This window comes from Salinimicrobium sediminis, from assembly GCF_900215295.1.
GTDB lineage: Bacteria > Bacteroidota > Bacteroidia > Flavobacteriales > Flavobacteriaceae > Salinimicrobium > Salinimicrobium sediminis.
In genome coordinates this window covers 89,407-110,891 of the sequence record NZ_OCMF01000005.1, presented here as the reverse complement: position 1 = coordinate 110,891, position 21,485 = coordinate 89,407, and the positions used below count along the sequence as shown (strand labels likewise).

Here is a 21,485-nt window from a genome sequence, read left to right as displayed (position 1 = left end):
GTTATTCCGGATTCAGGTGCTTTTCAAAAAATTCATATAGATCTCCTTTGGTGATCACCGCTCCCTGCTGAATTAATGCAAAAATATCTTTATTGCGATCATCACTTATATTTTTTGATGAAGTGTAAAGCGAGACCCGGTTATCCATCAAATTTTGTTGCAGCCAGGCATATCCCTGGCGGGTGGTAATATCAATAGCTTCATATTCTACTTTAACCCCAATTAGATTTATGGTAAATTCGGTGATCTTAAATAGATAAATTTGGTTAGGAGAAATATGCTCGAGGAATTTTGCCTGGTTAAGTACTCCTTCCCACACCAGGTCACTAAAAACATCCAGTTCCTGCTCAGCAACTTCGGGTTTATTCTTTTTTATACTCTCCCACTCATCTCCGGTTATCGACTGTGATGCAAGAAAATTAATGAATTCCTGGTGCAGCTCCTCGAACTGCTCTTTTGTTAATCGGGCGTACTTCATAAAAAGGTTTAAAGTTTAAGGTCTAAGGTTCAAGGTTTTTCAAAATCTGTTTTACAGTTTCACATTTCAAATCTCACATCTCACATCTCAATACTAAATAAAAAAGCCCACTCCGTTAGAAGCAGGCTTTAAAGTTATCTTATCAGCAATTAAGCTTGTGCTTCTGCTACCACTTCAAAGTTGAAGTTAGTAACCACCTCACGGTGAAAACGCAAAGTAGCATCATACTGTCCTAAACGCTTGATGTTTCCACCAGCGATAGAAATGTATTTCTTTTCGATCTCAACTCCTTCTTTTGCAAGAGCATCAGCAAGATCTGCATCGGTTACAGATCCAAAGATCTTATCACCGGCACCTGCTTTTGCAGTAAGTTTAATATCCAAATTCTGAAGTTTTGCAGCCTGAGCTTTTGCATCTTCAATTTGCTTTTTCTCTTTGTAAGAACGCTGCTTTAAAGTTTCTTCCAAAACTTTTTTTGCAGAAGGGGTTGCCAATACAGCAGCACCTTGAGGAATAAGGAAGTTGCGGCCATATCCCGGTTTTACCGAAACCACATCATCTTTAAATCCTAACTTTTCTACGTCTTTCTTTAATATCACATCCATAATAGCCCCTTTTTATTTTAGTAAATCGCCAACATAAGGCATTAATGCTAAATGACGTGCGCGTTTAACAGCTACAGCCACTTTTCTCTGATATTTCAAGGAAGTACCGGTCAAACGACGAGGCAATAATTTCCCCTGCTCGTTTACGAAGCTCATTAAGAAATCCGGATCTTTATAATCGATATATTTAATACCAGATCTTTTAAAACGACAGTATTTCTTAGCCTTGTTTGTCTCAATATTCAACGGGGTAAGATACCTGATCTCTCCGTCTTTCTTTCCTTTAGCTTGTTGTTCTATAGATGACATAACTACGCTTTTTCTTTGTTTCTATTCCTTCTCTTCTCTGCCCAGGCAACTGCATGTTTGTCTAAGCTCACAGTAAGATAACGCATCATACGCTCATCTCTTCTAAATTCAACCTCCAATGGATTGATTGCTTCACCCGGAGCGGTGAACTCAAACAAGTGATAAAAACCACTCTTTTTGTGCTGAATTGGGTAAGCCAATTTCTTTAGCCCCCAGTTCTCTTTTGATATCATCTTGGCACCGTTAGAAACAAGAAAATCTTCGTATTTCTGAACTGTTTCCTTTATCTGGTCATCAGATAAAACGGGATTCAAGATGAAAACAGTTTCATAATGATTCATAAAAAATTTACTTTAAATTAAATTGGCTGCAAAAGTAACATTATTATTTTATTCTACAAACAAGAACTGCCTGGCTAAACTGCTTTTTTAATCGGTGAAATTCCTCTTTTACTTTTTTTTATGATTTTTTTTATTTATTATTGCTATGATCTAACCTTTTTATAGTGGAAGAAGTTATACTTAAATGTGCAGTAGTAGATGATTCAAGCTTGCAACGCCTTTCTATTGTAAAGCTTATCAAAGACCACCCAAATCTTAAATTGGTTGCAGAATACAACAATGCCATTGAAACCAAAAATGGCTTACTGGACATAGAAGTAGACCTAATATTTCTTGACATTGAAATGCCAATTCTATCAGGTTTTGACCTGCTGGACGATCTTCCCAACAAACCTCAGATCATCTTCGTCACAGGAAAGACCAAATATGCTTTTAAAGCTTTTGATTACGATGCTGTAGATTATCTACACAAACCTATTTCCAAAGAACGTTTTCTTAACGCGGTATCCAAAGCAATCAACCTTTACCGGCTTAAACATGAAGGTGCCCCACCAGAAGATGATAACTATATCTTTGTAAAAAGCAATTTAAAGAACCGTAAAGTTTTCCTTAATAAGCTTAAATACATTGAAGCCTTAGGAGATTATGTGAAATTTGTCACCGAAAAAGATAATTTCATAGTACTTGCTACCATGAAGTCTTTTGAAAACCAGTTGCCATCCAACAAATTCCTGAGGATCCACAAATCCTACATTGTAAACCTGGACAAGATAGAACGCTACAACAGCAGGAACATTGAGATAGACAAACAACAGATTCCTTTAAGCAGGCATAAAAAATCAAATCTTATTGAAGCACTGGCTGCGAATCAATAAGGATCTACATTAATTACAGTTTTCACACCCCTGTAGGCGCCAATTGCTTTAAAACTTTGTAGTACTCTGCTTACGAGCTCCTTTGTTTTCGCAAGTGACTGCTTCTGCGGAATTTTTATGAGAATATTCTTATGGTACTCATTCCTTATCCTGGCGATTGGGGGAAATTCCGGCCCCAACACGTTCTCATAAAAGGAATTCTTAAGTGATGTCGCCAACCATTCTGCACCCTCATTTACTCTGGAATAATCCCTGCCTTTAAGGGTTATCCTGATGAGCCTGTAGAAAGGTGGATATTTGTAATTTCTTCGCTCCTCCAGCTGCTCTTTGTACATATCCAGGTAATTGTTGGTAGAAACCTGCTGCACGATCTGGTGATGTGGATTATAAGTTTGGATAAGCACAAGACCGCGTTTCTTTGTCCTTCCCGCTCTCCCTGCAACTTGTAGCATCAATTGAAAACTCCGCTCATGCGCCCTAAAATCGGGAAAGTTGAGTAGCGTATCGGCATTCATGATCCCCACCAGCCGTACATTTCGAAAATCGAGACCTTTGGTGAGCATTTGTGTTCCAACCAGAATATCGATCTCTCCTTCCTCAAAAGCTGAAATGATCTTTTCATATCCATGCTTTCCGCGCGTCGTGTCAAGATCCATTCTTCCAATTTGATGTCCGGGAAAAAGAGCTTTTAACTCGGTCTCTACTTTCTCTGTCCCAAAACCTTTGGTGGATAATTCAATGCTGCCGCACGCCATACATTTTGTTTGTAAAGCTATATGATAGCCACAGTAATGACATCGCAGTTGATTGTTATGACTGTGGTAGGTAAGGCTTACATCGCAGTTAGGGCATTGGGGGGAATGCCCGCAGGTATTACATTCCAGGATTGGACTAAACCCACGCCTGTTCTGAAAAAGAATGACTTGCTCGTTGTTGCTCAGCGTTTCCCTGATCTCTTCCAGCAGTCTATCAGAAAAATGGCCGGTCATTCTTTTCTTGCGGTGCTTTTCCTTTATATCTACGATCTCTATTTCTGGCTGCAGTACATTGCCATACCTGCGGTCGAGGTTTACTAAACCATATTTGGAGTGTTCGGCATTGAAATATGATTCCAAAGCCGGAGTAGCCGATCCTAAAAGCACCTTTGCTCCGTTCATTTTCGCCAGCACAACTGCAGCATCCCGGGCGTTATATCTTGGTGCAGGATCATACTGTTTAAAAGTAGATTCATGTTCCTCATCAACGATGATGAGCCCCAGGTCGTGAAAAGGTAAAAAGATACTGGAACGCACACCTATTACAATTCGTGCATTGTCATGATTATTTAAAACGTTCTGGTACACCTCTACCCGCTCATTTACAGAATATTTACTGTGATAAATAAGCACCTTTTCTCCAAAATAATTCTGAAGCCGGGTAATCAATTGGGCAGTAAGGGCAATTTCCGGAAGCAAATAAAGCACCTGTTGCCCTTCTGAAACTGCTTTTTCTATTAGCTCTACATAAAGCTCTGTTTTACCCGAAGAGGTAATTCCGTGAAGCAAACAGATATCCTGAGTTTCAAATGCAGTTTGAATTTCCTGAAGAGCCTGTTGCTGATGCTCATTAAGTGCAACCTTTCCAGCCAGCTCTCCTTCTTCAAATTGAAATCGTTGCTCCCGAACCTTCACCTCCTCAAGCACTTCTTTGTCAATTAAAGCTTTAATAACAGCTGCCGAAGCTTTACTTTCTTTGGTTAATTCTGAAATTTTAATAAGGTCTTTGCCCTGTGCTGTCATTCCAAAAAGGGCAAAAATCACCTCTCTTTGTTTTGGCGCTCTGCTCAAATCATCGAGAAGCTGATGCATGGCCGTTTCATCCTTATATTTCTCATGCAATCTCACATGTCGCTCCAGCTTAGGCTTGTATTGTTCATAGATCTCCTGGTTTACCGCTACCACCTTTTTCTCAACCAGGGAATTGATCACCGGAAGCACCGTTTTCTTATCCAGCAGCTGGATGATCTCGTTGATCTTGAGCAAAGATTGCTGTTGCAGGGCTTCATAAAGGACGAATTCATCATCTGTGAGCTCCTCATCCTGCACTTCCACACCTTTTAAAAGCTGCACCACAGTTTCACTTTCCAGAAGAAAAGCACCTGGAATGGCTGCCCGTAACACTTCTCCTTCAGTACACATATAATATGAAGCAATCCAACTCCAAAACTCCATTTGAGCTGCTGTCACCACCGGACTCTTATCCAATATTTGCTCTATAGGTTTGGCTTCATAGATCTTCGGGTCATTTTGATGTACTTCAGAAACAATTCCGGAATAAACCTTTGATCTTCCGAAGGGAACAGCTACCCTCATGCCGGGCTTGAGAAAATTTGCTTCAGCTTCAGAAATGCTGTATGTAAAATGATTGTCAAGCGGAAGCGGCAAAATTACATTGATGAAGAAGGGCATCCCGTAGGTTTTAAGCAAAAATAAAAGGAATTTGGTGCAAAAAAATAAACCATCCTAAAAAGAATGGTTTATGATTAAAGATTGTTTCCGGATTATTTTCCGGAAAGAAGTTCTTTCTTAAGATCATCGTCTGCAGGCCTGTTAGAAAGCCAGATTCCAAAAAGCGCTTTTTTAAACTCTTTCCCTTCGACTACACCCCTTTCTTTACCGTTCTTGTGCGCAATAACTCCTTTAGAAGGAACATAAACAAGATCAAAAACGTCATTCTTTTTGATATCTTCTTTAAAGAAACCTAACATGGTATTGATCTCATCCTGAATTGGAGCTGTATTGCCATTGGTGGCTTTTTCAAAACCTTCGGTCACCGCTTCCACCATCTTGTCACTGGTAATAAGTTTAGAAACGATATGAAGCTTTATGGCCATAGGTTTATCAGAGTTCAGCACCTCGTCTGCATTGGAAGTTTTTTTCTCAAGATATAGTCCGGCGGCATAAAGATCTATCCATAGCTTCTCCCGAACCCCGGCTCCATTAAGATGCAACGTATGTTCTTTGAATTTTTGAGTTGCAGGAAGAGTTACTCCTCCAACCTCTTTTTGAGCTACGGCGGTAGATGAAACCACAACGGCCATTATTAATAAAAGCAGATTTTTCATAATTGAATTTTTGTTAAAAAGTTATTTTTTATTTCGTTTTAATCTCATAAGAGAGGCATTTAGTTCAAAACCGAGCAACAATATATTAGAATTTATCCAGATATACACCATCAAAATCAACAGTGCTCCAATCGAACCATAGAGCTCATTATAGTTTGAAAAATTTTCAATGTAAATCCCAAATAGATAAGTTGTCAGAATGATCAAAATAGTAGCAAAAAAAGCTCCTATTGAAAAAAAGCGGCTCAATCTGCTTTCTTTGGTTCCAAAATAATAAAGGATCGCTACTCCTATATATACCAGACATATAAATATTATATACCTGCCCACATTTATCCACATTACCGTATCATCTACGACTCCCAGACTTTTAAGGTCTTCTGTTAAGAATGTCAAATAAACAGTTACTACTACAGTAGTTAGCAATAAAAGGGCCATAATTAATGAAACCCCTACTGCAATGAAATATTGTCTTATAATTGAACGGTTTATTTTGGTGTGATAGGAGAATTCAAAGCCGGTAAACACTGCATTAACGCCGTTTGCCATTAAAGCAATGGAAAGCAAAAAAACAAAAGATAAAAGTCCTCCCCTTTTGCGGGCTGCGATATCGTAAAAAATATCGTCAAAAAATGCGCTTGTTCCCGGGGGCAGCAGCGAATCGATAAAATCCAGGAACAGGATCTGGAAATCATCAATAAAGTCAATAAAGGGAATGAGGTTTAATATAAACAGCAAAAAAGGGAACAGGGCCAGTACAAAACTAAAAGAGATAGCACTTGCCCTTGCCGAAAAAGTACCCTTGACAATTCCTGCATAAAAAATAATGTAAAGGTCAAAAAGAGAAAGTCCTTCCAGCCCCGGAAGAATGATCTTTTTTGCCCGGCTGGTCCACCAGTAGGTAAAACCTTCTTTCTTTTTAGCACTTTTTGCCTTGCCGTTAGTCATGCATTAAACCGCCTTTAAACTCAGGTCAAGATTATACACCGAGTGGGTTAATGCGCCACTTGAAATAAAGTCCACTCCACATTCGGCATATTTCCTGGCAGTTTCGGGAGTAATGCCTCCGCTGGATTCAGTTTCGCACCTGCCGTTGATCAAAGCTACCGCTTCTTTTGTTTCATCATAGTTGAAGTTATCAAGAAGGATACGGTTAACACCCCCGGCTTTAAGGATCTGTTTAATCTCGTTCAAATTTCTTGCTTCCACAATGATCTTAAGATCCATGTTGTTTTCCTTTAAGTAAGTCTTGGTCTTTGTAATTGCAGTATCTATTCCTCCGGCATAGTCAATATGATTGTCTTTAAGCATGATCATATCAAAAAGTCCGAAGCGATGGTTTTCTCCTCCTCCAATTTTAACCGCCCACTTTTCCAGAGCTCTGATTCCGGGAGTAGTTTTACGGGTATCTAAAATGTGGGTATTAGTGCCTTCCAGTTTATCGACGAAGGTGCGGGTTTTGGTGGCGATGGCACTCATTCTCTGCATCGCGTTAAGCACCAGGCGTTCTGCCTTTAAAATGGAACGGGAAGCTCCTTCCACATAAAATACAATGTCCCGGGGCTTGATGCGGCTACCGTCTTCCATTTGGACTTCTATCTTTAATTGTGGATCTACTTTTTCAAAAACCCTGCGGGCAAACTCGACTCCTGCCAGAATTCCGGTGTCTTTTACCAGCAATTTTGCTTTTCCCCGGGCATCTGCCGGGATACAAGCCAGGGAACTGTGATCCCCGTCTCCCACGTCTTCCCTTAAAGCATTTTCAATTATTATTTCAATTTCCTTTTCAAATTGTTCTTTTGAAATCATTGCAGTGCCTATTTTTGCTAAAGTTACAAAGTAAACACTAAAATTTTACCATGACCATAAAATTGCTGACAATAGGAAAAACTGATGATAATGCACTGCAAAACCTCATCGGAACCTATGTCAACAGGTTGGGCCACTACAACAAATTTGAACTGGAGATCATCCCCGATCTAAGGAAGACAAAGAACCTTTCTGTAGAGCAGCAAAAGGCTGCAGAAGGAAAACTGATCCTCGAGAGAATAAATACTTCCGACTTTGTTGTGCTGCTCGATGAGAACGGAAAGCAATTTTCTTCGGAAGGTTTTTCAGAATACATTCAGAAGCGGTTGAACAGCGGCATGAAACAGCTCATCTTTATCATTGGAGGCCCTTATGGCTTTTCTGAAGAAGTCTACTCCCGTGCCGACGGAAAAATTTCCCTCTCAAAAATGACTTTTTCGCACCAAATGGTAAGACTGTTCTTTGTCGAACAGCTGTATCGCGCCTTTACTATCCTTCGGAATGAACCCTACCATCACAAATAATCTGCTATGAAATTGGTTTTCGCCACGAATAACAAGAACAAGATAAAAGAAGTACAATCCTTGATGCCTGAAGGTATCCACCTGCTTTCTCTGGAAGAAATTGGTTGCCATGAAGATATTCCTGAAACCTCGCCCACCATTGAAGGCAATGCTATTCAAAAAGCTGAATATGTAAAGGAAAAATACGGATATGATTGCTTTGCCGATGACACCGGTCTGGAGGTCGCAGCCTTAAATGGCGCGCCCGGAGTTTACTCTGCCAGGTATGCGGGGGAAGAAAAAAGCAGCGATGCCAATATTGGAAAGCTATTGAACGAATTGGAAGGAAAAGAAGATCGCAGTGCCCGTTTTAAGACAGTAATTGCACTGCATCTTAAAGGAAAGTTCCACACTTTCGAAGGAATTTGTGCCGGAAATATCATTTTTGAAAGGAAAGGCTTACAAGGTTTCGGCTATGATCCTGTGTTTCAACCCGAAGGAAAATCGGAAACATTCGCCGAAATGAACCTTTCAGAAAAATCCAAAATCAGTCACCGTGGGCGTGCAATCCGCAAATTGATTGACTTTCTTGATCATTTGAACAGTTAAATATTAATGTAATAAGCTGCTAACTAATCCGTACCTTTGCCGCTTATTAGATATGTATGAATAAATTTGAATTATTAGGATTGAATGACGCCCTGTTACAGGCAATTAAAGACATGGGTTTTGAAAGCCCTAGCGAAGTACAGGAAAAAGCAATCCCAATTTTATTGCAGGAAGACACAGATATGGTGGCTCTTGCACAAACCGGAACGGGAAAGACCGCAGCATTTGGCTTTCCGCTTATCCAAAAAATTGATGTAAACAGTAGAAAGACGCAGGGCCTTATTCTTTCTCCAACCCGTGAGTTGTGTTTACAAATTACAAACGAATTAAAGAATTACTCAAAATATTTCAAGGGCCTGAATACCGTAGCTATCTATGGAGGCGCAAGTATTACAGATCAGGCTGCGCAGATCAAGAAAGGAGCCCAGATCATTGTTGCCACTCCCGGCCGTATGCAGGACATGGTGAACAGAAGGCTGGTAGATATTTCTGCCATCCAGTATTGCATCCTTGATGAAGCAGATGAGATGCTGAACATGGGCTTTTATGAGGACATTACAGAGATCCTCTCCCATACTCCAAAAGAAAAGAGCACCTGGTTGTTCTCGGCTACAATGCCTAAGGAGGTTTCTACTATTGCTAAAAAGTTTATGCGCACCCCGGTAGAGATTACTGTGGGTACAAAGAACATGGGAACCTCAAATGTTTCCCACGAGTATTATGTGGTTAATGCCCGTGACCGTTATGCAGCCTTAAAAAGACTTTCAGACGCAAACCCGGATATTTTTTCTGTTGTTTTTTGTCGCACCAAACGTGACACTCAAAAAGTAGCCGAACAGCTTATCGAAGATGGGTATAACGCTGCTGCTCTTCATGGAGACTTGAGTCAAAATCAACGTGACCTGGTGATGAAAAGTTTTAGAGCAAGACAGATCCAGATGCTGGTAGCTACAGATGTTGCTGCCCGCGGAATTGACGTTGACGATATTACTCACGTGATCAACTACCAGCTTCCAGATGAAATAGAAACTTATACTCACCGAAGCGGTCGTACCGGAAGAGCCGGAAAAAGCGGAGTTTCTATGGTAATTGTTTCCAAGAGTGAAGCAAGGAAGATCAAAGGTATTGAGCGAATCATAGGGCAGGCTTTTGAAAGAAAGGATATTCCCGATGGCAGAGAGATCTGCGAAGTGCAGCTATTCCACCTTGCCAATGAAATAAGTAAGACAGAGATCAATCATGAGATCGATAAATATTTACCGAGTATAGCCGAACTTTTTGAAGGCCTTACAAAAGAAGAACTCCTTAAAAAATTCTTTTCGGTAGAATTCACCAGATTCTTTAATTACTACAACAACGCACAGGATCTTAATGCAAAAGGTTCTACGGAAGTTTATGAGGACGAAGGTGACAGCACCAGGTTCTTTATTAACGTAGGAGCAAAAGATGATTTTGACTGGATGAGCCTCAAGGATTTCCTTAAGGCTACTTTAGATCTTGGAAGAGATGATGTAAATCGTGTTGAAGTAAAAGACAGCTTCTCCTTTTTTAACGTAGACAGTTCAAAAGCGGAAGAAGTGATTAAAATTTTCCAGGATTTTAAACACAATGGTCGTCACATCAATGTGGAGATCACCAAGAAAAGCGCCGGCAAGGAACGCAGTGGCGGCCGCAAAGGCGGGGGTGGCTTTAAAGGTAGAGACAAAGGCGAACGCAGTTTTGACAAGCCCTCCAGAAGTGGAGATAAAGGCCGCAGACGTTCATCTGATGCACCTACGGGTGGTAGAAGAAGGTCATCTGACGCAGGATCCGGCGGACGCCAGGGAAAGAAGAGCGGTGGCCGCAGCAGCAGCATTGAAAGCTCCATTAAAAGAAGAAGATCAAAAAAGTAATTTTTGGAAAGCTTTTGGTACAATTTTTCCTAGTACGTAAATAGCTTAGATCACAGCATGAAAAAACTTTTAGCTCCCCTTTTCCTACTCCTGGGTTTTATGGCATTTAGCCAGGAACAACCTACTGTAGTAAAAGGAAAGGTACTTAACGCCGCGAATGACCTTCCCATTGAGAATGCTCACATTGTGAACCTCAACCAGGTGATTGGTGCGGTGTCCTCTGCGACAGGAGATTTCGAAATTAAGGCGCAGGTCAATGACACCCTTTATTTTTCTTACCTGGGTTTTAAATCCATACGGGTAAGAGTCACCAATGACTGGCTTAAGTTTGGAGAGGTAAAAGTAAAAATGACCGAACTCGGGATTGCCCTGGAAGAAGTTACTGTGAGTCCCGTTCAGTTGACAGGATATCTGGAGATCGATGCCAAGAATATTCCTATTTATGAGAATTACCGCTACAGTATTTCCGGATTGAATCAAGGCTATGAAGGTGGAGATTACAGTCCTAATGCGGTTTCGAGAGTATTGGGGGCTGTTTTTAATCCGGCAGACGCTTTGTATAATATTTTCGGAAAGCAACCTCAACAAATGAAAAAGCTTAGGGAGATGAAACAGGATGACGAGATACGCCGCCTGCTGGCTACTAAGTTCGACAGGCAAACCTTAATGGCTGTGCTTGGTATAAACAGGATGGATATCGATGAAGTGCTTCGCAGGTGTGATTATTCAACCGATTTCATAAAAACGGCTAACGACCTGCAGATACTGGACGCCATGAGTGGTTGCTATGAGGAATACAAGGTTCTGAACAGGTAAAGCAGAAAGAACTTTGAAATTTACAGGAGCCGAAAATGTGAATTTTCGGCTTTTTTTTTGACTATTTACCAGCTATTAATTTTCTACCCTGAAAGTGGTTAAAGTGACGTCAACAGATAGAATTTAAATAACTTTTATCCAGACCTTCCCGGAATTTGTAATTGAAAAGTTGGAATTTGGAATTTTTGATTTGGTGCTTTAATGAGTTATTTTCTCTCCAGGTGAATTTTTAGGTTGTACAAACCTGTTTCAAAGTCTTTTCCCAAAGCGCGATCCATTCCGTAAAAAAGCATCAGCACCGACGCAGGAAATTTATGTACTCCTTTTACACCCCATACCATTTTTGTGCGATTAGGCTCCACCTCCTTGACCGCCATATAGCAAAGAGAAAGAGATTTATAGGGTTTTATGAATAGTAACTGGGTTTCAAAAACTTTTCCTTCCTTTACCTTTACGATCTTCTCGATCCCCTCCACGTTGTTGCTACCTTTCCAATAAGCAGAAGCGCCAACTTTACCGTCTTCTCCCTTAAATTTTAAAACCACCCCGGGATCATTTAAGAACCACGGCATCCAGAGAGGTTGTTTTTTCAACTGTCTTATAAAAGCATAAACTTCAGCCTTAGGCCTGTTTATGACCACGGTTCTGCTAAAGTTATATTCCTTTTTTGCCCAGGCATGGAGGAACGCAACAAAAGTGATGAGGCCAATAATGATGTAAAAGAAAAGTGTCATGCAAATTTCACATAGGGGACCTAAATGTAAATAATTTTATCGTGATGCCTCAAAACGGCTGATGATTTCGGCGGAATTTTTTAAATTTTTCTTTGCCCAGTCTAATCGTTTAAAAATTTGCTCTTCTTCGGAAAGCTGCCAGTTGATCTCACTCCTTCGTAATCGGGCAGTTACATCCTGAAGAATAATAGCTGCAGAAACCGAGATATTCAAACTTTCGGTAAATCCCACCATGGGAATCTGCAAAAATTCATCCGCCTCTTCCAGTACTTCTTCTGAAAGACCTTCAGTTTCCCTACCAAAGAACAGGGCTGCAGGCCTGGAAATATCGAAATCCTGAAGCATGATTCCTTTATGAGGCGAGGTCGCTATGATCCTATAGCCTTCATTTCTCAATGTGTCAATACAATCTTCTGTTGAAGTATACCGGTTAATATCCACCCATTTTTGAGCACCCATTGCGATTTCCCTGTCGATCTTCTTGAGATTCACCTCTTCCACCACATGTACATTCTGAACGCCAAAAACATCACAACTGCGAATCACCGCACTGGTATTATGTAATTGATAAACATCCTGGGTGGCCACCGTAAAGTGATTTGTGCGCTGGGAGAGGACTATTTTAAAAAGTTCCTTTCTGCTTTCGGTAAGAAATGATTCGAGGTACTCGAGTAATTTCCGGTTCTCATTCATGTGGCGAAATTAGACAATCCTCCCGATAACAATTCAATGAGGCCTATGAAATTCCGTAAAAACTACTTATTTTATGCATCAAATTGACATGTATGAAAAAAGTTGTTGTACTTACGGGAGCAGGTATTAGTGCAGAAAGCGGAATTAGCACCTTTAGGGATGCCGATGGCCTCTGGGAAGGACATGATGTGATGGAAGTTGCTTCTCCAATGGGTTGGGAACGCAATATGGAACTGGTACTTGATTTTTACAACAAACGCCGAAGACAGTTAAAGGAGGTTTCTCCCAATGATGCACATAAGGCTTTAAAAGATCTTGAGGAAAAATATGAAGTTTATATCATTACCCAAAATGTTGATGATCTACATGAAAAAGCAGGCAGCAGCAATGTAATCCACCTTCACGGGGAGCTTAAGAAAGTCCGCAGTACTTTTAACGGTGAGCTTATTATGGATTGGGAGGATGACCTGAATCCCGGAGATTTTTGCGAAAACAATTTCCAGCTTAGGCCACATGTGGTGTGGTTTGGAGAGGCTGTTCCTATGATGGAGCCCGCCATGGACATTACTTTCCAGGCAGATGTCCTTATGATCATTGGCACCTCCATGCAGGTTTATCCCGCCGCCGGACTACTGGACCTTGCTCCTGAAGGGATTCCTATTTATTTTATCGACCCCAAACCCTCTGTCGCTGAATCTAAAAATCTAAAGATTTATGCTGAAAAAGCATCAGTAGGTGTGCCGCGGGTGGTGCAGGAGTTGCTCGAAAAAGCCTGAAAAACTTCAGGAAAAAATGCCTTTTTGAGTACCCCTGAAAAATGTATCTTTAGCCTTTAATTTCTGAAACAGATTTTCATGACTTCTCTCCAGGCAATTTCGCCCATTGACGGTAGATATATTTCCAAGACCCGGCAGCTTGCCGAATACTTTAGCGAACAAGCCCTTATAAAATACAGGGTGCGGGTAGAAATAGAATATTTCATTTCTCTTTGTGAGCTCGGCCTACCACAGCTAAAACAAATGCAGGAATCCAAGTTTGCTGAACTGCGTAAGATCTACAGCAACTTTTCCACAGAGGATGCTTTGGAAATTAAAGAGATCGAAAAAACCACAAATCACGACGTTAAGGCTGTTGAATATTTTATCAAAGACAGGTTCGACAAGTTAAACCTGTCGCAATTCAAGGAATTCATTCATTTTGGCCTTACCTCACAGGATATCAATAATACGGCAGTTCCTTTAAGTATAAAAGAAGCTCTGGAAGATGTTTATAATCCTGCATTGAATGACCTTTTGGAAAAGCTGGAACAATTGGCCACCGACTGGAAGGAAATCCCTATGCTGGCCAGAACACATGGCCAGCCTGCCTCCCCTACCCGTTTGGGAAAAGAGATCAAAGTCTTTGTAGTAAGATTAAAGGAACAGTTAAAATACCTGCAGGATATTCCCAATGCAGCTAAATTTGGTGGCGCAACAGGTAATTTCAATGCTCATAAAGTAGCATATCCCAAGGTAAACTGGAAGCTCTTCGGAAAGGATTTTGTTGAGGGTTCTCTAGGACTTTATCATTCTTTTCCTACTACCCAAATTGAACACTATGACCATATGGCTTCGCTTTTTGATGCTCTAAAACGTATTAACACTATAATTCTTGACCTGGATAGAGACATTTGGTCTTACGTCTCCATGGATTATTTCAAGCAAAAGATCAAAAAAGGAGAAGTGGGATCCTCGGCGATGCCCCACAAGGTGAATCCCATCGATTTTGAGAACAGTGAAGGGAACCTGGGCATAGCAAATGCCCTTTTTGAGCACCTTTCGGCTAAATTACCGGTTAGTAGGTTACAACGGGATCTAACAGACAGTACAGTCCTAAGAACTATAGGGGTGCCTTTTGGTCATACCTTGATCGGATTTTCATCTACCCTTAAAGGCCTTAATAAGCTGTTACTGAATGAAGCCAAACTCGATGCCGATCTTGAAGATAACTGGGCGGTAGTGGCCGAAGCCATTCAAACCATTCTTAGACGCGAAGGTTATCCAAACCCGTATGAAGCTTTAAAAGGCCTTACCCGTACCAACGAGAAAATAAATCGTGACAGCATATCAGAATTTATTGGAAGCTTGGAAGTTTCAGAAGAAATAAAGGAAGAACTCAGGCAAATTAGTCCGCAGAATTATACGGGAATATAATCAAGTATTCAGTGGTCAGTGATCAGTAATGAGTAGTAAGTTGATATGAATGTGTGGGAAAAATTCTGAATTCTGAATCTTGAATCTTGAATCTTGAATCTTGAATCTTGAATCTTGAATCTTGAATCTTGAATCTTGAATCTTGAATAAAATAAAGAGGCTCAAAAACATCATTTTTGAGCCTCTTTATTTTTAATCCAGAAAACCATCCAGGTCCGGTAAACCTGCTACATCCAATTCTCCTTTTTCGAAAGACTTAAGCAGTCTTATCATAGCTTCAGGATTCATGTCATTTCCGGTTACGCGGGCAATTCCGAAGCCTTTTTCATCATCACTGCCAAAAATAATCAATTCATCTATGGCGTCTTCCTCACCTAAATAGTACAACTCGGCTTTTCGGTTTCCGCCGCCATAGCGCATAAGCTGCTGATATTTATCAGATTTAAGGATCTCGGTCAATTTAGCTTTTTCAGCTTCATAAAACTCCTTGTTCCCGTCTTTTAAAGGAAATCCAAGTACATTCACCTTTTTAATGGTTTCAAGGGTAGCTTTCTGTTCAGCATTCAGTTTTGAGTTATCCCCGGTCAACAAACTGGCAGGCAGGTCAAAAGCTAAATACTGCTGACTGTTCTGGTTCTCTACATAATACTCCTGAAGGGTTGTTTCATTTTTACAGGAAACAACCCCAAGAGCTATTAGTACCAGCATTAAAACTGCTTTTTTCATCACTGTTTGGTTTCAACATTCTTCAATTCATTTCCCCCCGGGATCTTAAAATCATTGGCGAGTTTAGAAACCTGTGCAAGATTGATCTCCCCGGTTATATTTAGGATCACAGATAGAGGCTTGTTCTTCTCCCGGCCTTCCATAAACATGAACAACTGGCTCACATAATCATCATTTTTGCCGGGTTTGTAGTAGAACTTCACTGTCTTGTCGCCTTCAGAAACTCTCATAAGCTCTTCCATTTTTCCGGTTTTAAGGTATGCGGCCACATCTGTTGCCATTTGTTTACGCACCCCGTCCTGTGTGGAAGACAGTACTCTCATTTCCTGCAGATTTTCAATAAGATCAATATAGGCCTGAGTTTCCGGATCATCTGCATTTAGATCTATTTTGGTAAGTAGCTTGAACATTTTGCTCGTGACTACTACTGCGTCTACCTCTTTCATGTTCTCATATTTATCGAAATTCTGTGCAGATGCAAGAAAGGGTAATATTAATGCCAGTAAGGCTAAGGTCAATTTTTTCATGGGTTCTTTATTTTTTGATTTTACTTAACAATTTTATCTTTGGTACTATTAAATTCTTCGATGTATCCAAGCTCATCGGTGCCTGAATTCATATAAACAGACATCATTTCAAGGGCTTCCATGGTTTTTTGCATGGCCAGTTCAGGATCTTCATAAGTGCCATATTCACTTACCTGGTTCTCCTGCTGAACTACTACCCCGAGAAGGATCACTATGGAGGCCGCTATAGCCACCCAGGAATAAACCTTTCTACGACTTTCCTCAAATATATTTTTAGGGGCATAGGTTACTTCTTTGGTCAAATTTTCTTTCCCTGCCTGCTCAAAGTAGCAGAATACTGGAATATACTGCTGCAGGTGAGGTGCCACTTCTCCCGAGGTGAAGTAGGTTTTTAGTTGAGCTTCTTCTGCTCCCGAGGTTTCTGCCTCAAAATACTTATCCAGAAGGGATTCAATTACTCGTGATTCCATAGCGATGTCTTTTAGTCATTTCTTCTCTTATTTTTTTTCGGGCCCGGCTCAAAGCAACCCGTATAGCCGTTTCATTCATTTGGGTCATCTTGGCAATTTCTTCATACTCGTACTGCTCCACTTCCCTAAGTTGTATTAATATTTTCTGTTGCTCGGGCAGCCCTGCAATGATCTTCTGTACCCAGTTAAGATCATCCTGCACCTCAACCTTGTGCTGCAACGAAGATTCCCCACACTCGTAATTGTTGTGCACGATCCTCAGATTGTTGTTCTGCTTGAGCTTAAGTTGATCAAGACAGTGGTTCTTGGTAACGGTCATGGCAAAAGCCTCAACATTATTATAAGAACTCAACTGTTCCTTTCGGCTCCACAATTTGAGCATCACTTCCTGCGTTGCATCTTCGGCCGCCTCTTTCGAAACCAGGAGACGTAATGCAAGTCTGTACATCTTGTCCTGCACCGGTTTCATAAGGCTTATGAAAGTATGCTGTTTCATTTGATTGTTGGTTAGCGGGAGGTTTTTTACTGCCTCTTACCCTTACGACGGATGTAAATCAATTTTGTTACCAATTAATTTCAAAATTTCTTTATTCCACCTAAATTTAGTGATTTCAAAACCCTGTAAAGCTATGAAATCTGCCCACAAACTGATCTTCGGCCTCCTCCTGCTCTTCTTTTTCACCGGCTGCCAGGATGATCTTGATGATGTAATCCGCCCCAGCACCGACCTGGATATAAAGAATTTTATCTGGAGAGCTATGAATGACACCTATCTCTATAAGGCAGATGTGCCCGCACTGGCCAATGATCGCTTTGCTAATCAGTCGGAACTAAATGAATTCCTGAATAGTTTTTCCTCGCCCCGGGATCTTTTTTATAATGGCCTGGTGGCCCCTCATGATGAATTCAGCTTTTTAGTCGAAGATTATCATGCTTTGGAACGATCTCTTGACGGGATCACTCTTTCCAACGGAATGCAATTTGGCCTGTTAAGATATACTTCCACTTCGCAGGAAGTTCTGGGATATGTGAGGTATGTTATGCCAAACACTTCGGCTGAAGCACAGGGTATAAAAAGAGGTGATCTTTTCAATACCGTCGATGGAGAACAATTAACTGCTGAAAATTTCTCCCGCTTGCTGGAACCTGCCACATACACTATAGGCCTGGCAGAAATTAACGGCGATGTAATAAGCTCAACCGGGGAAACCGTTACTTTAAAAAAAGTAGAATATACTAGTAATCCTGTCTATATAGCGACCACTATTCCCACGGCTTCAGGGAAAGTGGGCTATTTGATGTATAACGGTTTTACCGGCACTTTTGATGATGTACTTAATGAAACCTTTTCGATGTTTAAATCTGAAGGAATTACCCATCTTATTGTCGATCTGCGTTACAACAGCGGCGGATCTGTTGAAAGCGCCAGCGACCTTGCCAGCATGATCACGGGCCAGTTTAAGGGAGAAGTATTTTATAAAGAGCTGTGGAATGAAGAGCTGCAGACCTACTTAGAGACCACAGATCCTGAAAGCCTGGTCAACCGTTTTAACGATCGCACTAATTCAGGTGCACTGATCAACAGCCTGAATTTAAATAAAGTATATTTCATTACAACTTTACGTACTGCATCGGCCAGTGAGTTGCTTATCAATGGACTAAAACCTTATATAGAAGTAGTACAAGTAGGAGAAAACACCACAGGCAAATTCCAGGCCTCTACCACTCTTTATGACTCTCCCACCTTCCGAAGAAACAAGGTCAACACCGGCCATACCTACGCAGTGCAACCCCTTATTTATAAAACAGCAAATGCCGATGGGGTGACCGATTATAGCGAGGGACTTATTCCTGATGTTGAAATAAGTGAAAATATAAGTGATCTGGGAGTTCTTGGAGATCCAAACGAACCCTTATTGGCTGCAGCTCTTGCTATAATAGCAGGAACTCAACCCTTAGATACAAGAGTTAAAAATAAGTTATTTATCATTTTTGGAGAAAGTGGTATGGATGATGCACTCTATCAAAAAATGTACACAAGTGATCATTTACCAAAAAACACACAACCTGTAGTCGATTAACAATTATTTAAGAAAAGGTTTTGCCATAAACTTGGTTTACAGTAGATTTAGAACCTATTAAAAATAAATTTTTGAAATGAAGAAATTTTTTATGCCGGTGCTCCTTTTAGGAGTGATGTTGACATCCTGTTCCAAGGATGATGATATCAATGAAGTTGAAGAAGTAGAAGTTGTAGTAGAGCAGACCGCCGAGGAAAAGAAAATGCTTGAGATAAATGATTTTATCTGGAAAGGCATGAACGACATTTACCTGTATAAATCCAATATCCCACAGCTTGCTGACGACTATTTCAGTACCCAAACAGAGCTAAATGATTATCTCTTAAAATGGGATGATCCTGAAGACCTTTTTTACAATGGTTTGGTCTATAAAAATTTAGACAAATTTAGCTGGATTGTAGATGATTATTCAGAGCTGGAAAGTTACCTGGCGGGTTCCAGTAAATCTGCAGGTTTTAAATATGGCTTCGTCTATGCCCCTAACAGTGATACAAAAGTACTGGCATATGTCATATTTGTTTCTCCCGAAGGGCCTGCCGACATTGCAGGTTTAAAACGAGGAGATCTTATTTCCAAAGTGAATGGAACAGAAATGACTGTCAGTAATTACCAGTCCATTTTTAATTCCGAAATGTTAGAATTGGGAAGATCAACCATAAAGGATGGTGCTTTGGTAGCTAACGGAGATCCAATTAATGTTACTAAAACAGTCTTTAAGGAAAAACCCATAGCAGTTGATAAAGTATTTACCGTAAACGGAGTGAAAATCGGGTATTTATACCTTTCTACTTTCCTGGGTGAATTTGGTGTTGATGACGTAAAATTAAACGACGTCTTCGCAAAGTTCAAATCAGAAAACATTGATGAATTAATCGTAGACCTGCGGTATAACAGCGGGGGATATTCTGAATTCTCAGCCGATTTGGCCAGTATGGTAACCGGGCAGTTTGAAGGACAAATTTTAACTCAGCAGTTATGGAACGACAACTGGATGGATTACTGGAAAAAGAATGACCCGGAAGCCATATACAACCGTTTTGATGCAGAAGTTAGTACCGAGCAGGCTATTAACAGCTTATATCTTGATAGAGTTTATGTGATTGAAACTGACAGGAGCTATTCTGCAAGTGAAAGTTTCCTCATTGCTTTAGAACCTTACATAGATGTTATTCATGTGGGGCAAAACACGGGAGGAAAATTCCAGGGTTCGGTTACTGTTTATGATTCCAATGGTTTTTTCAATAAGGAAGGTATCAACCCAAATCATAAATACGCCATACAACCTTTGATCTATAAGTATGCAAATGCTGTAGGCTTTACCGATTTCGTTGGAGGACTTACTCCGGATATAGAAAAAGATGAAAGCATCGGTAACCTGGGACAATTAGGAGAATTGGATGAACCTCTTCTTGCCAGAACTATCCAGGCAATTACAGGAGTTGCCCCTCAATCTTCGGCGGTTAAAAAACAGCCGACAGATTCAGGTTTAAATTTCCGTAAAATAGCTAAGCAAGATGAAAAAGGTTGGTTCATCACCCAAAATGAGGGACTTAAGAATGTGCCGCTTTCTTTCCCTCAAAATTAAATTGTTCAAAATTTTAAAAATAAAAAATCCCGCAATTGCGGGATTTTTTATTTTTAAAGATTGCTTGTGCTAGTCGTTGAAGAAAATTCCGTTAGGGTTTATTCCTGTATCATACTGGCCAACAAGATTTCCACCTGCAAGGTCGTAGATAAATAGCTTTCCGTTACCGGTGAAGTCGGGACTTGCTGAGGCCGCATAAGCTTTGCCCTCATGAATATTGAAACCATAAAGATATGCCACCTCTTCTATTGGAAAAGCTGAAATAGTCGGTAGTTCTGAGGCAGAAGTAGAAAAACTGAAAACCTCATCCCTCAGTGTAAAATAAATATCTCCATTGTAGTGGCTCATGTTAGCAGGATGTTGACCGGCATCCGGAAAACTAAAGGTTTTTTCTACCGTTAGTGAGCCCAAGTCAATTTTGCTAATGCTACCAGCGGTTTCTCCGGCATAGTCTGGAAGACCGGCAGAAGAAACCCACAATGATCCATCTGCAGCTGCGATACCGTTTGGCACCTCTCCCACCTCAATCACCTTGTTAACTTCAGTTCCGGTGATGACACTAATCTTGTTATTGAAATTCCAGCCTCCGCCGTGAGCGACAAAAATATTGCCGTTGAAGGATAAAATATCCTCAGGCCCTTCAGCTACAGGAATTTTAGTGAGAAGTTCAAAATTTTGTGTGTCAAATACAGCCACATAATCATCTGTGGTATCGCTACCTTCTCCCCAATTGGTCACGTACAGCATTCTCTCAGAAAATGCTATTTTTCGTGGGTTATGTAAGTCAGAATCAATTGTAGCTATACTTTCAAAAGTAACAGGATCCACGATCTCGATCGTATTCGATACGTTTAATACTATAAAGCCGTGATCTTCAAAAAAGGCTAAATCTGTTGCGGTGTCTCCCATGGGAACTTTGTTTACACCTTCAAAGATATTGTGAGACACCACTCCCGCAGCAGGATCTACATAGGTTACAGAGGAATTTCCCTGTTGAAAATTTCCCTCATTAAGCACAAAGATCCCATTTTCAAAGGTAACGGGACCTTCAGGATCCGGAAGTGAATCATCATTGTTATCGCAGGCGCTAAATAACAGAGCACAGAGGCAGAAGTAAATTAAATGTTTGGAATGCAT

24 protein-coding genes are annotated in these 21,485 nt (G+C 40.6%); 9 read left to right on the top strand and 15 right to left on the bottom strand.

Annotated features, from left to right (window positions below; all coding sequences use genetic code 11):
• Position 1 precedes the first annotated feature (1 nt).
• From CRO16_RS15210 to rpsF, 4 genes are all read right to left on the bottom strand, one after another.
• Entirely contained in the window at positions 2 to 478 is a 477-nt protein-coding gene (locus CRO16_RS15210) for a DUF6495 family protein (protein WP_097057260.1), read from the bottom strand.
• Positions 479 to 627: 149 nt separating this feature from the next.
• Entirely contained in the window at positions 628 to 1,083 is a 456-nt protein-coding gene (rplI, locus tag CRO16_RS15205) for a 50S ribosomal protein L9 (protein WP_097057259.1), read from the bottom strand.
• Positions 1,084 to 1,095: 12 nt separating this feature from the next.
• Positions 1,096 to 1,392, bottom strand: a complete 297-nt coding sequence (rpsR, locus tag CRO16_RS15200) for a 30S ribosomal protein S18 (protein WP_029036469.1) — start codon at positions 1,390 to 1,392, stop codon at positions 1,096 to 1,098.
• Positions 1,393 to 1,394: 2 nt separating this feature from the next.
• Positions 1,395 to 1,733 (bottom strand): 30S ribosomal protein S6, encoded by a 339-nt coding sequence (gene rpsF / locus CRO16_RS15195; RefSeq protein WP_097057258.1) that lies wholly within the window; start codon positions 1,731 to 1,733, stop codon positions 1,395 to 1,397.
• A gap of 164 nt (positions 1,734 to 1,897) precedes the next feature.
• Between rpsF and CRO16_RS15190 the strand changes: the two genes are divergently transcribed.
• A complete protein-coding gene (locus CRO16_RS15190) occupies positions 1,898 to 2,608 on the top strand; it encodes a LytR/AlgR family response regulator transcription factor (RefSeq protein ID WP_179670559.1) in 711 nt (236 codons plus the stop codon).
• On the opposite strand, the gene priA is transcribed toward CRO16_RS15190, so the two are convergent.
• The 4 genes from priA to nadC all read right to left on the bottom strand — a co-directional run bounded on the left by priA (position 2,602) and on the right by nadC (position 7,520).
• Entirely contained in the window at positions 2,602 to 5,055 is a 2,454-nt protein-coding gene (priA, locus tag CRO16_RS15185; RefSeq protein ID WP_097057256.1) for a replication restart helicase PriA, read from the bottom strand. The two genes, CRO16_RS15190 and priA, sit on opposite strands and share 7 nt — an antisense overlap.
• A 92-nt stretch (positions 5,056 to 5,147) precedes the next feature.
• Positions 5,148 to 5,711: a chalcone isomerase family protein gene (locus CRO16_RS15180; RefSeq protein WP_097057255.1), complete on the bottom strand. Its 564-nt coding sequence runs from the start codon at positions 5,709 to 5,711 to the stop codon at positions 5,148 to 5,150.
• Positions 5,712 to 5,732: 21 nt separating this feature from the next.
• A complete protein-coding gene (locus tag CRO16_RS15175) occupies positions 5,733 to 6,659 on the bottom strand; it encodes a YihY/virulence factor BrkB family protein (protein WP_097057254.1) in 927 nt (308 codons plus the stop codon).
• A gap of 3 nt (positions 6,660 to 6,662) precedes the next feature.
• Positions 6,663 to 7,520 carry a carboxylating nicotinate-nucleotide diphosphorylase gene (gene nadC / locus CRO16_RS15170; protein WP_097057253.1) on the bottom strand — a complete coding sequence of 286 codons (858 nt, stop codon included), beginning with the start codon at positions 7,518 to 7,520 and terminating at the stop codon, positions 6,663 to 6,665.
• Between the two features lie 50 nt (positions 7,521 to 7,570).
• On the opposite strand from nadC, the gene rlmH reads away from it, so the two are divergent.
• From rlmH to CRO16_RS15150, 4 genes are read left to right on the top strand one after another with little or no spacing between them, the layout of a single operon-like run.
• The gene (gene rlmH / locus CRO16_RS15165; RefSeq protein ID WP_097057252.1) at positions 7,571 to 8,044 is read left to right on the top strand and encodes a 23S rRNA (pseudouridine(1915)-N(3))-methyltransferase RlmH; all 474 of its coding nucleotides are present in this window, start codon (positions 7,571 to 7,573) and stop codon (positions 8,042 to 8,044) included.
• A gap of 6 nt (positions 8,045 to 8,050) precedes the next feature.
• Positions 8,051 to 8,632 carry a non-canonical purine NTP diphosphatase gene (locus tag CRO16_RS15160; protein WP_097057251.1) on the top strand — a complete coding sequence of 194 codons (582 nt, stop codon included), beginning with the start codon at positions 8,051 to 8,053 and terminating at the stop codon, positions 8,630 to 8,632.
• A 56-nt stretch (positions 8,633 to 8,688) separates the two neighbouring features.
• The gene (locus CRO16_RS15155) at positions 8,689 to 10,524 is read left to right on the top strand and encodes a DEAD/DEAH box helicase (protein ID WP_097057250.1); all 1,836 of its coding nucleotides are present in this window, start codon (positions 8,689 to 8,691) and stop codon (positions 10,522 to 10,524) included.
• A gap of 57 nt (positions 10,525 to 10,581) precedes the next feature.
• Positions 10,582 to 11,340 (top strand): carboxypeptidase-like regulatory domain-containing protein, encoded by a 759-nt coding sequence (locus CRO16_RS15150; RefSeq protein ID WP_097057249.1) that lies wholly within the window; start codon positions 10,582 to 10,584, stop codon positions 11,338 to 11,340.
• A gap of 206 nt (positions 11,341 to 11,546) precedes the next feature.
• Here CRO16_RS15150 and CRO16_RS15145 read toward each other — a convergent pair whose 3' ends face one another.
• Together CRO16_RS15145 and CRO16_RS15140 are read right to left on the bottom strand one after the other, a co-directional pair.
• Positions 11,547 to 12,074, bottom strand: a complete 528-nt coding sequence (locus tag CRO16_RS15145) for an SRPBCC family protein (RefSeq protein ID WP_097057248.1) — start codon at positions 12,072 to 12,074, stop codon at positions 11,547 to 11,549.
• 36 nt (positions 12,075 to 12,110) lie between these two features.
• On the bottom strand, positions 12,111 to 12,767 hold the full coding sequence (locus CRO16_RS15140; protein ID WP_097057247.1) for a TrmH family RNA methyltransferase: 657 nt from the start codon (positions 12,765 to 12,767) through the stop codon (positions 12,111 to 12,113).
• 92 nt (positions 12,768 to 12,859) lie between these two features.
• On the opposite strand from CRO16_RS15140, the gene CRO16_RS15135 reads away from it, so the two are divergent.
• Both CRO16_RS15135 and purB read left to right on the top strand, forming a co-directional pair.
• A complete protein-coding gene (locus tag CRO16_RS15135) occupies positions 12,860 to 13,543 on the top strand; it encodes an SIR2 family NAD-dependent protein deacylase (protein WP_097057246.1) in 684 nt (227 codons plus the stop codon).
• Between the two features lie 78 nt (positions 13,544 to 13,621).
• Positions 13,622 to 14,959, top strand: coding sequence for an adenylosuccinate lyase (gene purB, locus CRO16_RS15130; protein ID WP_394341415.1), 1,338 nt, complete (start codon positions 13,622 to 13,624; stop codon positions 14,957 to 14,959).
• Between the two features lie 192 nt (positions 14,960 to 15,151).
• On the opposite strand, the gene CRO16_RS15125 is transcribed toward purB, so the two are convergent.
• Genes CRO16_RS15125 through CRO16_RS15110 form a run of 4 tightly spaced genes read right to left on the bottom strand, consistent with a single transcriptional unit; the run spans position 15,152 to position 17,178 of the window.
• Positions 15,152 to 15,685: a DUF4252 domain-containing protein gene (locus tag CRO16_RS15125; protein WP_097057244.1), complete on the bottom strand. Its 534-nt coding sequence runs from the start codon at positions 15,683 to 15,685 to the stop codon at positions 15,152 to 15,154.
• Positions 15,685 to 16,212: a DUF4252 domain-containing protein gene (locus CRO16_RS15120; protein ID WP_097057243.1), complete on the bottom strand. Its 528-nt coding sequence runs from the start codon at positions 16,210 to 16,212 to the stop codon at positions 15,685 to 15,687. Before CRO16_RS15120 ends, CRO16_RS15125 begins: the two co-directional genes overlap by 1 nt.
• Before the next feature lie 20 nt (positions 16,213 to 16,232).
• Complete coding sequence (locus CRO16_RS15115) at positions 16,233 to 16,682, bottom strand: FecR family protein (RefSeq protein WP_097057242.1); 450 nt, start codon at positions 16,680 to 16,682, stop codon at positions 16,233 to 16,235.
• Complete coding sequence (locus tag CRO16_RS15110; protein WP_097057241.1) at positions 16,663 to 17,178, bottom strand: RNA polymerase sigma factor; 516 nt, start codon at positions 17,176 to 17,178, stop codon at positions 16,663 to 16,665. The genes CRO16_RS15115 and CRO16_RS15110 overlap by 20 nt, the downstream gene beginning before the upstream one ends.
• A gap of 133 nt (positions 17,179 to 17,311) precedes the next feature.
• Between CRO16_RS15110 and CRO16_RS15105 the strand changes: the two genes are divergently transcribed.
• Both CRO16_RS15105 and CRO16_RS15100 read left to right on the top strand, forming a co-directional pair.
• Positions 17,312 to 18,763 carry a S41 family peptidase gene (locus CRO16_RS15105; RefSeq protein WP_097057240.1) on the top strand — a complete coding sequence of 484 codons (1,452 nt, stop codon included), beginning with the start codon at positions 17,312 to 17,314 and terminating at the stop codon, positions 18,761 to 18,763.
• A 76-nt stretch (positions 18,764 to 18,839) separates the two neighbouring features.
• Positions 18,840 to 20,348, top strand: coding sequence for a S41 family peptidase (locus CRO16_RS15100; RefSeq protein WP_097057239.1), 1,509 nt, complete (start codon positions 18,840 to 18,842; stop codon positions 20,346 to 20,348).
• 69 nt (positions 20,349 to 20,417) lie between these two features.
• Here the strand turns inward: CRO16_RS15100 and CRO16_RS15095 are convergent, their stop codons facing one another.
• Positions 20,418 to 21,485, bottom strand: coding sequence for a DUF5074 domain-containing protein (locus CRO16_RS15095; RefSeq protein WP_097057238.1), 1,068 nt, complete (start codon positions 21,483 to 21,485; stop codon positions 20,418 to 20,420).

Bases quoted from the DNA above. Each gene is read 5' to 3' on its own strand.
- CRO16_RS15210 (WP_097057260.1), bottom strand. From the start codon at position 478: ATGAAGTACGCCCGATTAACAAAAGAGCAGTTCGAGGAGCTGCACCAG.
- rplI (WP_097057259.1), bottom strand. From the start codon at position 1,083: ATGGATGTGATATTAAAGAAAGACGTAGAAAAGTTAGGATTTAAAGAT.
- rpsR (WP_029036469.1), bottom strand. From the start codon at position 1,392: ATGTCATCTATAGAACAACAAGCTAAAGGAAAGAAAGACGGAGAGATC.
- rpsF (WP_097057258.1), bottom strand. From the start codon at position 1,733: ATGAATCATTATGAAACTGTTTTCATCTTGAATCCCGTTTTATCTGAT.
- priA (WP_097057256.1), bottom strand. From the start codon at position 5,055: ATGCCCTTCTTCATCAATGTAATTTTGCCGCTTCCGCTTGACAATCAT.
- CRO16_RS15180 (WP_097057255.1), bottom strand. From the start codon at position 5,711: ATGAAAAATCTGCTTTTATTAATAATGGCCGTTGTGGTTTCATCTACC.
- CRO16_RS15175 (WP_097057254.1), bottom strand. From the start codon at position 6,659: ATGACTAACGGCAAGGCAAAAAGTGCTAAAAAGAAAGAAGGTTTTACC.
- nadC (WP_097057253.1), bottom strand. From the start codon at position 7,520: ATGATTTCAAAAGAACAATTTGAAAAGGAAATTGAAATAATAATTGAA.
- rlmH (WP_097057252.1), top strand. From the start codon at position 7,571: ATGACCATAAAATTGCTGACAATAGGAAAAACTGATGATAATGCACTG.
- CRO16_RS15160 (WP_097057251.1), top strand. From the start codon at position 8,051: ATGAAATTGGTTTTCGCCACGAATAACAAGAACAAGATAAAAGAAGTA.
- CRO16_RS15155 (WP_097057250.1), top strand. From the start codon at position 8,689: ATGAATAAATTTGAATTATTAGGATTGAATGACGCCCTGTTACAGGCA.
- CRO16_RS15150 (WP_097057249.1), top strand. From the start codon at position 10,582: ATGAAAAAACTTTTAGCTCCCCTTTTCCTACTCCTGGGTTTTATGGCA.
- CRO16_RS15145 (WP_097057248.1), bottom strand. From the start codon at position 12,074: ATGACACTTTTCTTTTACATCATTATTGGCCTCATCACTTTTGTTGCG.
- CRO16_RS15140 (WP_097057247.1), bottom strand. From the start codon at position 12,767: ATGAATGAGAACCGGAAATTACTCGAGTACCTCGAATCATTTCTTACC.
- CRO16_RS15135 (WP_097057246.1), top strand. From the start codon at position 12,860: ATGAAAAAAGTTGTTGTACTTACGGGAGCAGGTATTAGTGCAGAAAGC.
- purB (WP_394341415.1), top strand. From the start codon at position 13,622: ATGACTTCTCTCCAGGCAATTTCGCCCATTGACGGTAGATATATTTCC.
- CRO16_RS15125 (WP_097057244.1), bottom strand. From the start codon at position 15,685: ATGAAAAAAGCAGTTTTAATGCTGGTACTAATAGCTCTTGGGGTTGTT.
- CRO16_RS15120 (WP_097057243.1), bottom strand. From the start codon at position 16,212: ATGAAAAAATTGACCTTAGCCTTACTGGCATTAATATTACCCTTTCTT.
- CRO16_RS15115 (WP_097057242.1), bottom strand. From the start codon at position 16,682: ATGGAATCACGAGTAATTGAATCCCTTCTGGATAAGTATTTTGAGGCA.
- CRO16_RS15110 (WP_097057241.1), bottom strand. From the start codon at position 17,178: ATGAAACAGCATACTTTCATAAGCCTTATGAAACCGGTGCAGGACAAG.
- CRO16_RS15105 (WP_097057240.1), top strand. From the start codon at position 17,312: ATGAAATCTGCCCACAAACTGATCTTCGGCCTCCTCCTGCTCTTCTTT.
- CRO16_RS15100 (WP_097057239.1), top strand. From the start codon at position 18,840: ATGAAGAAATTTTTTATGCCGGTGCTCCTTTTAGGAGTGATGTTGACA.
- CRO16_RS15095 (WP_097057238.1), bottom strand. From the start codon at position 21,485: ATGCATTCCAAACATTTAATTTACTTCTGCCTCTGTGCTCTGTTATTT.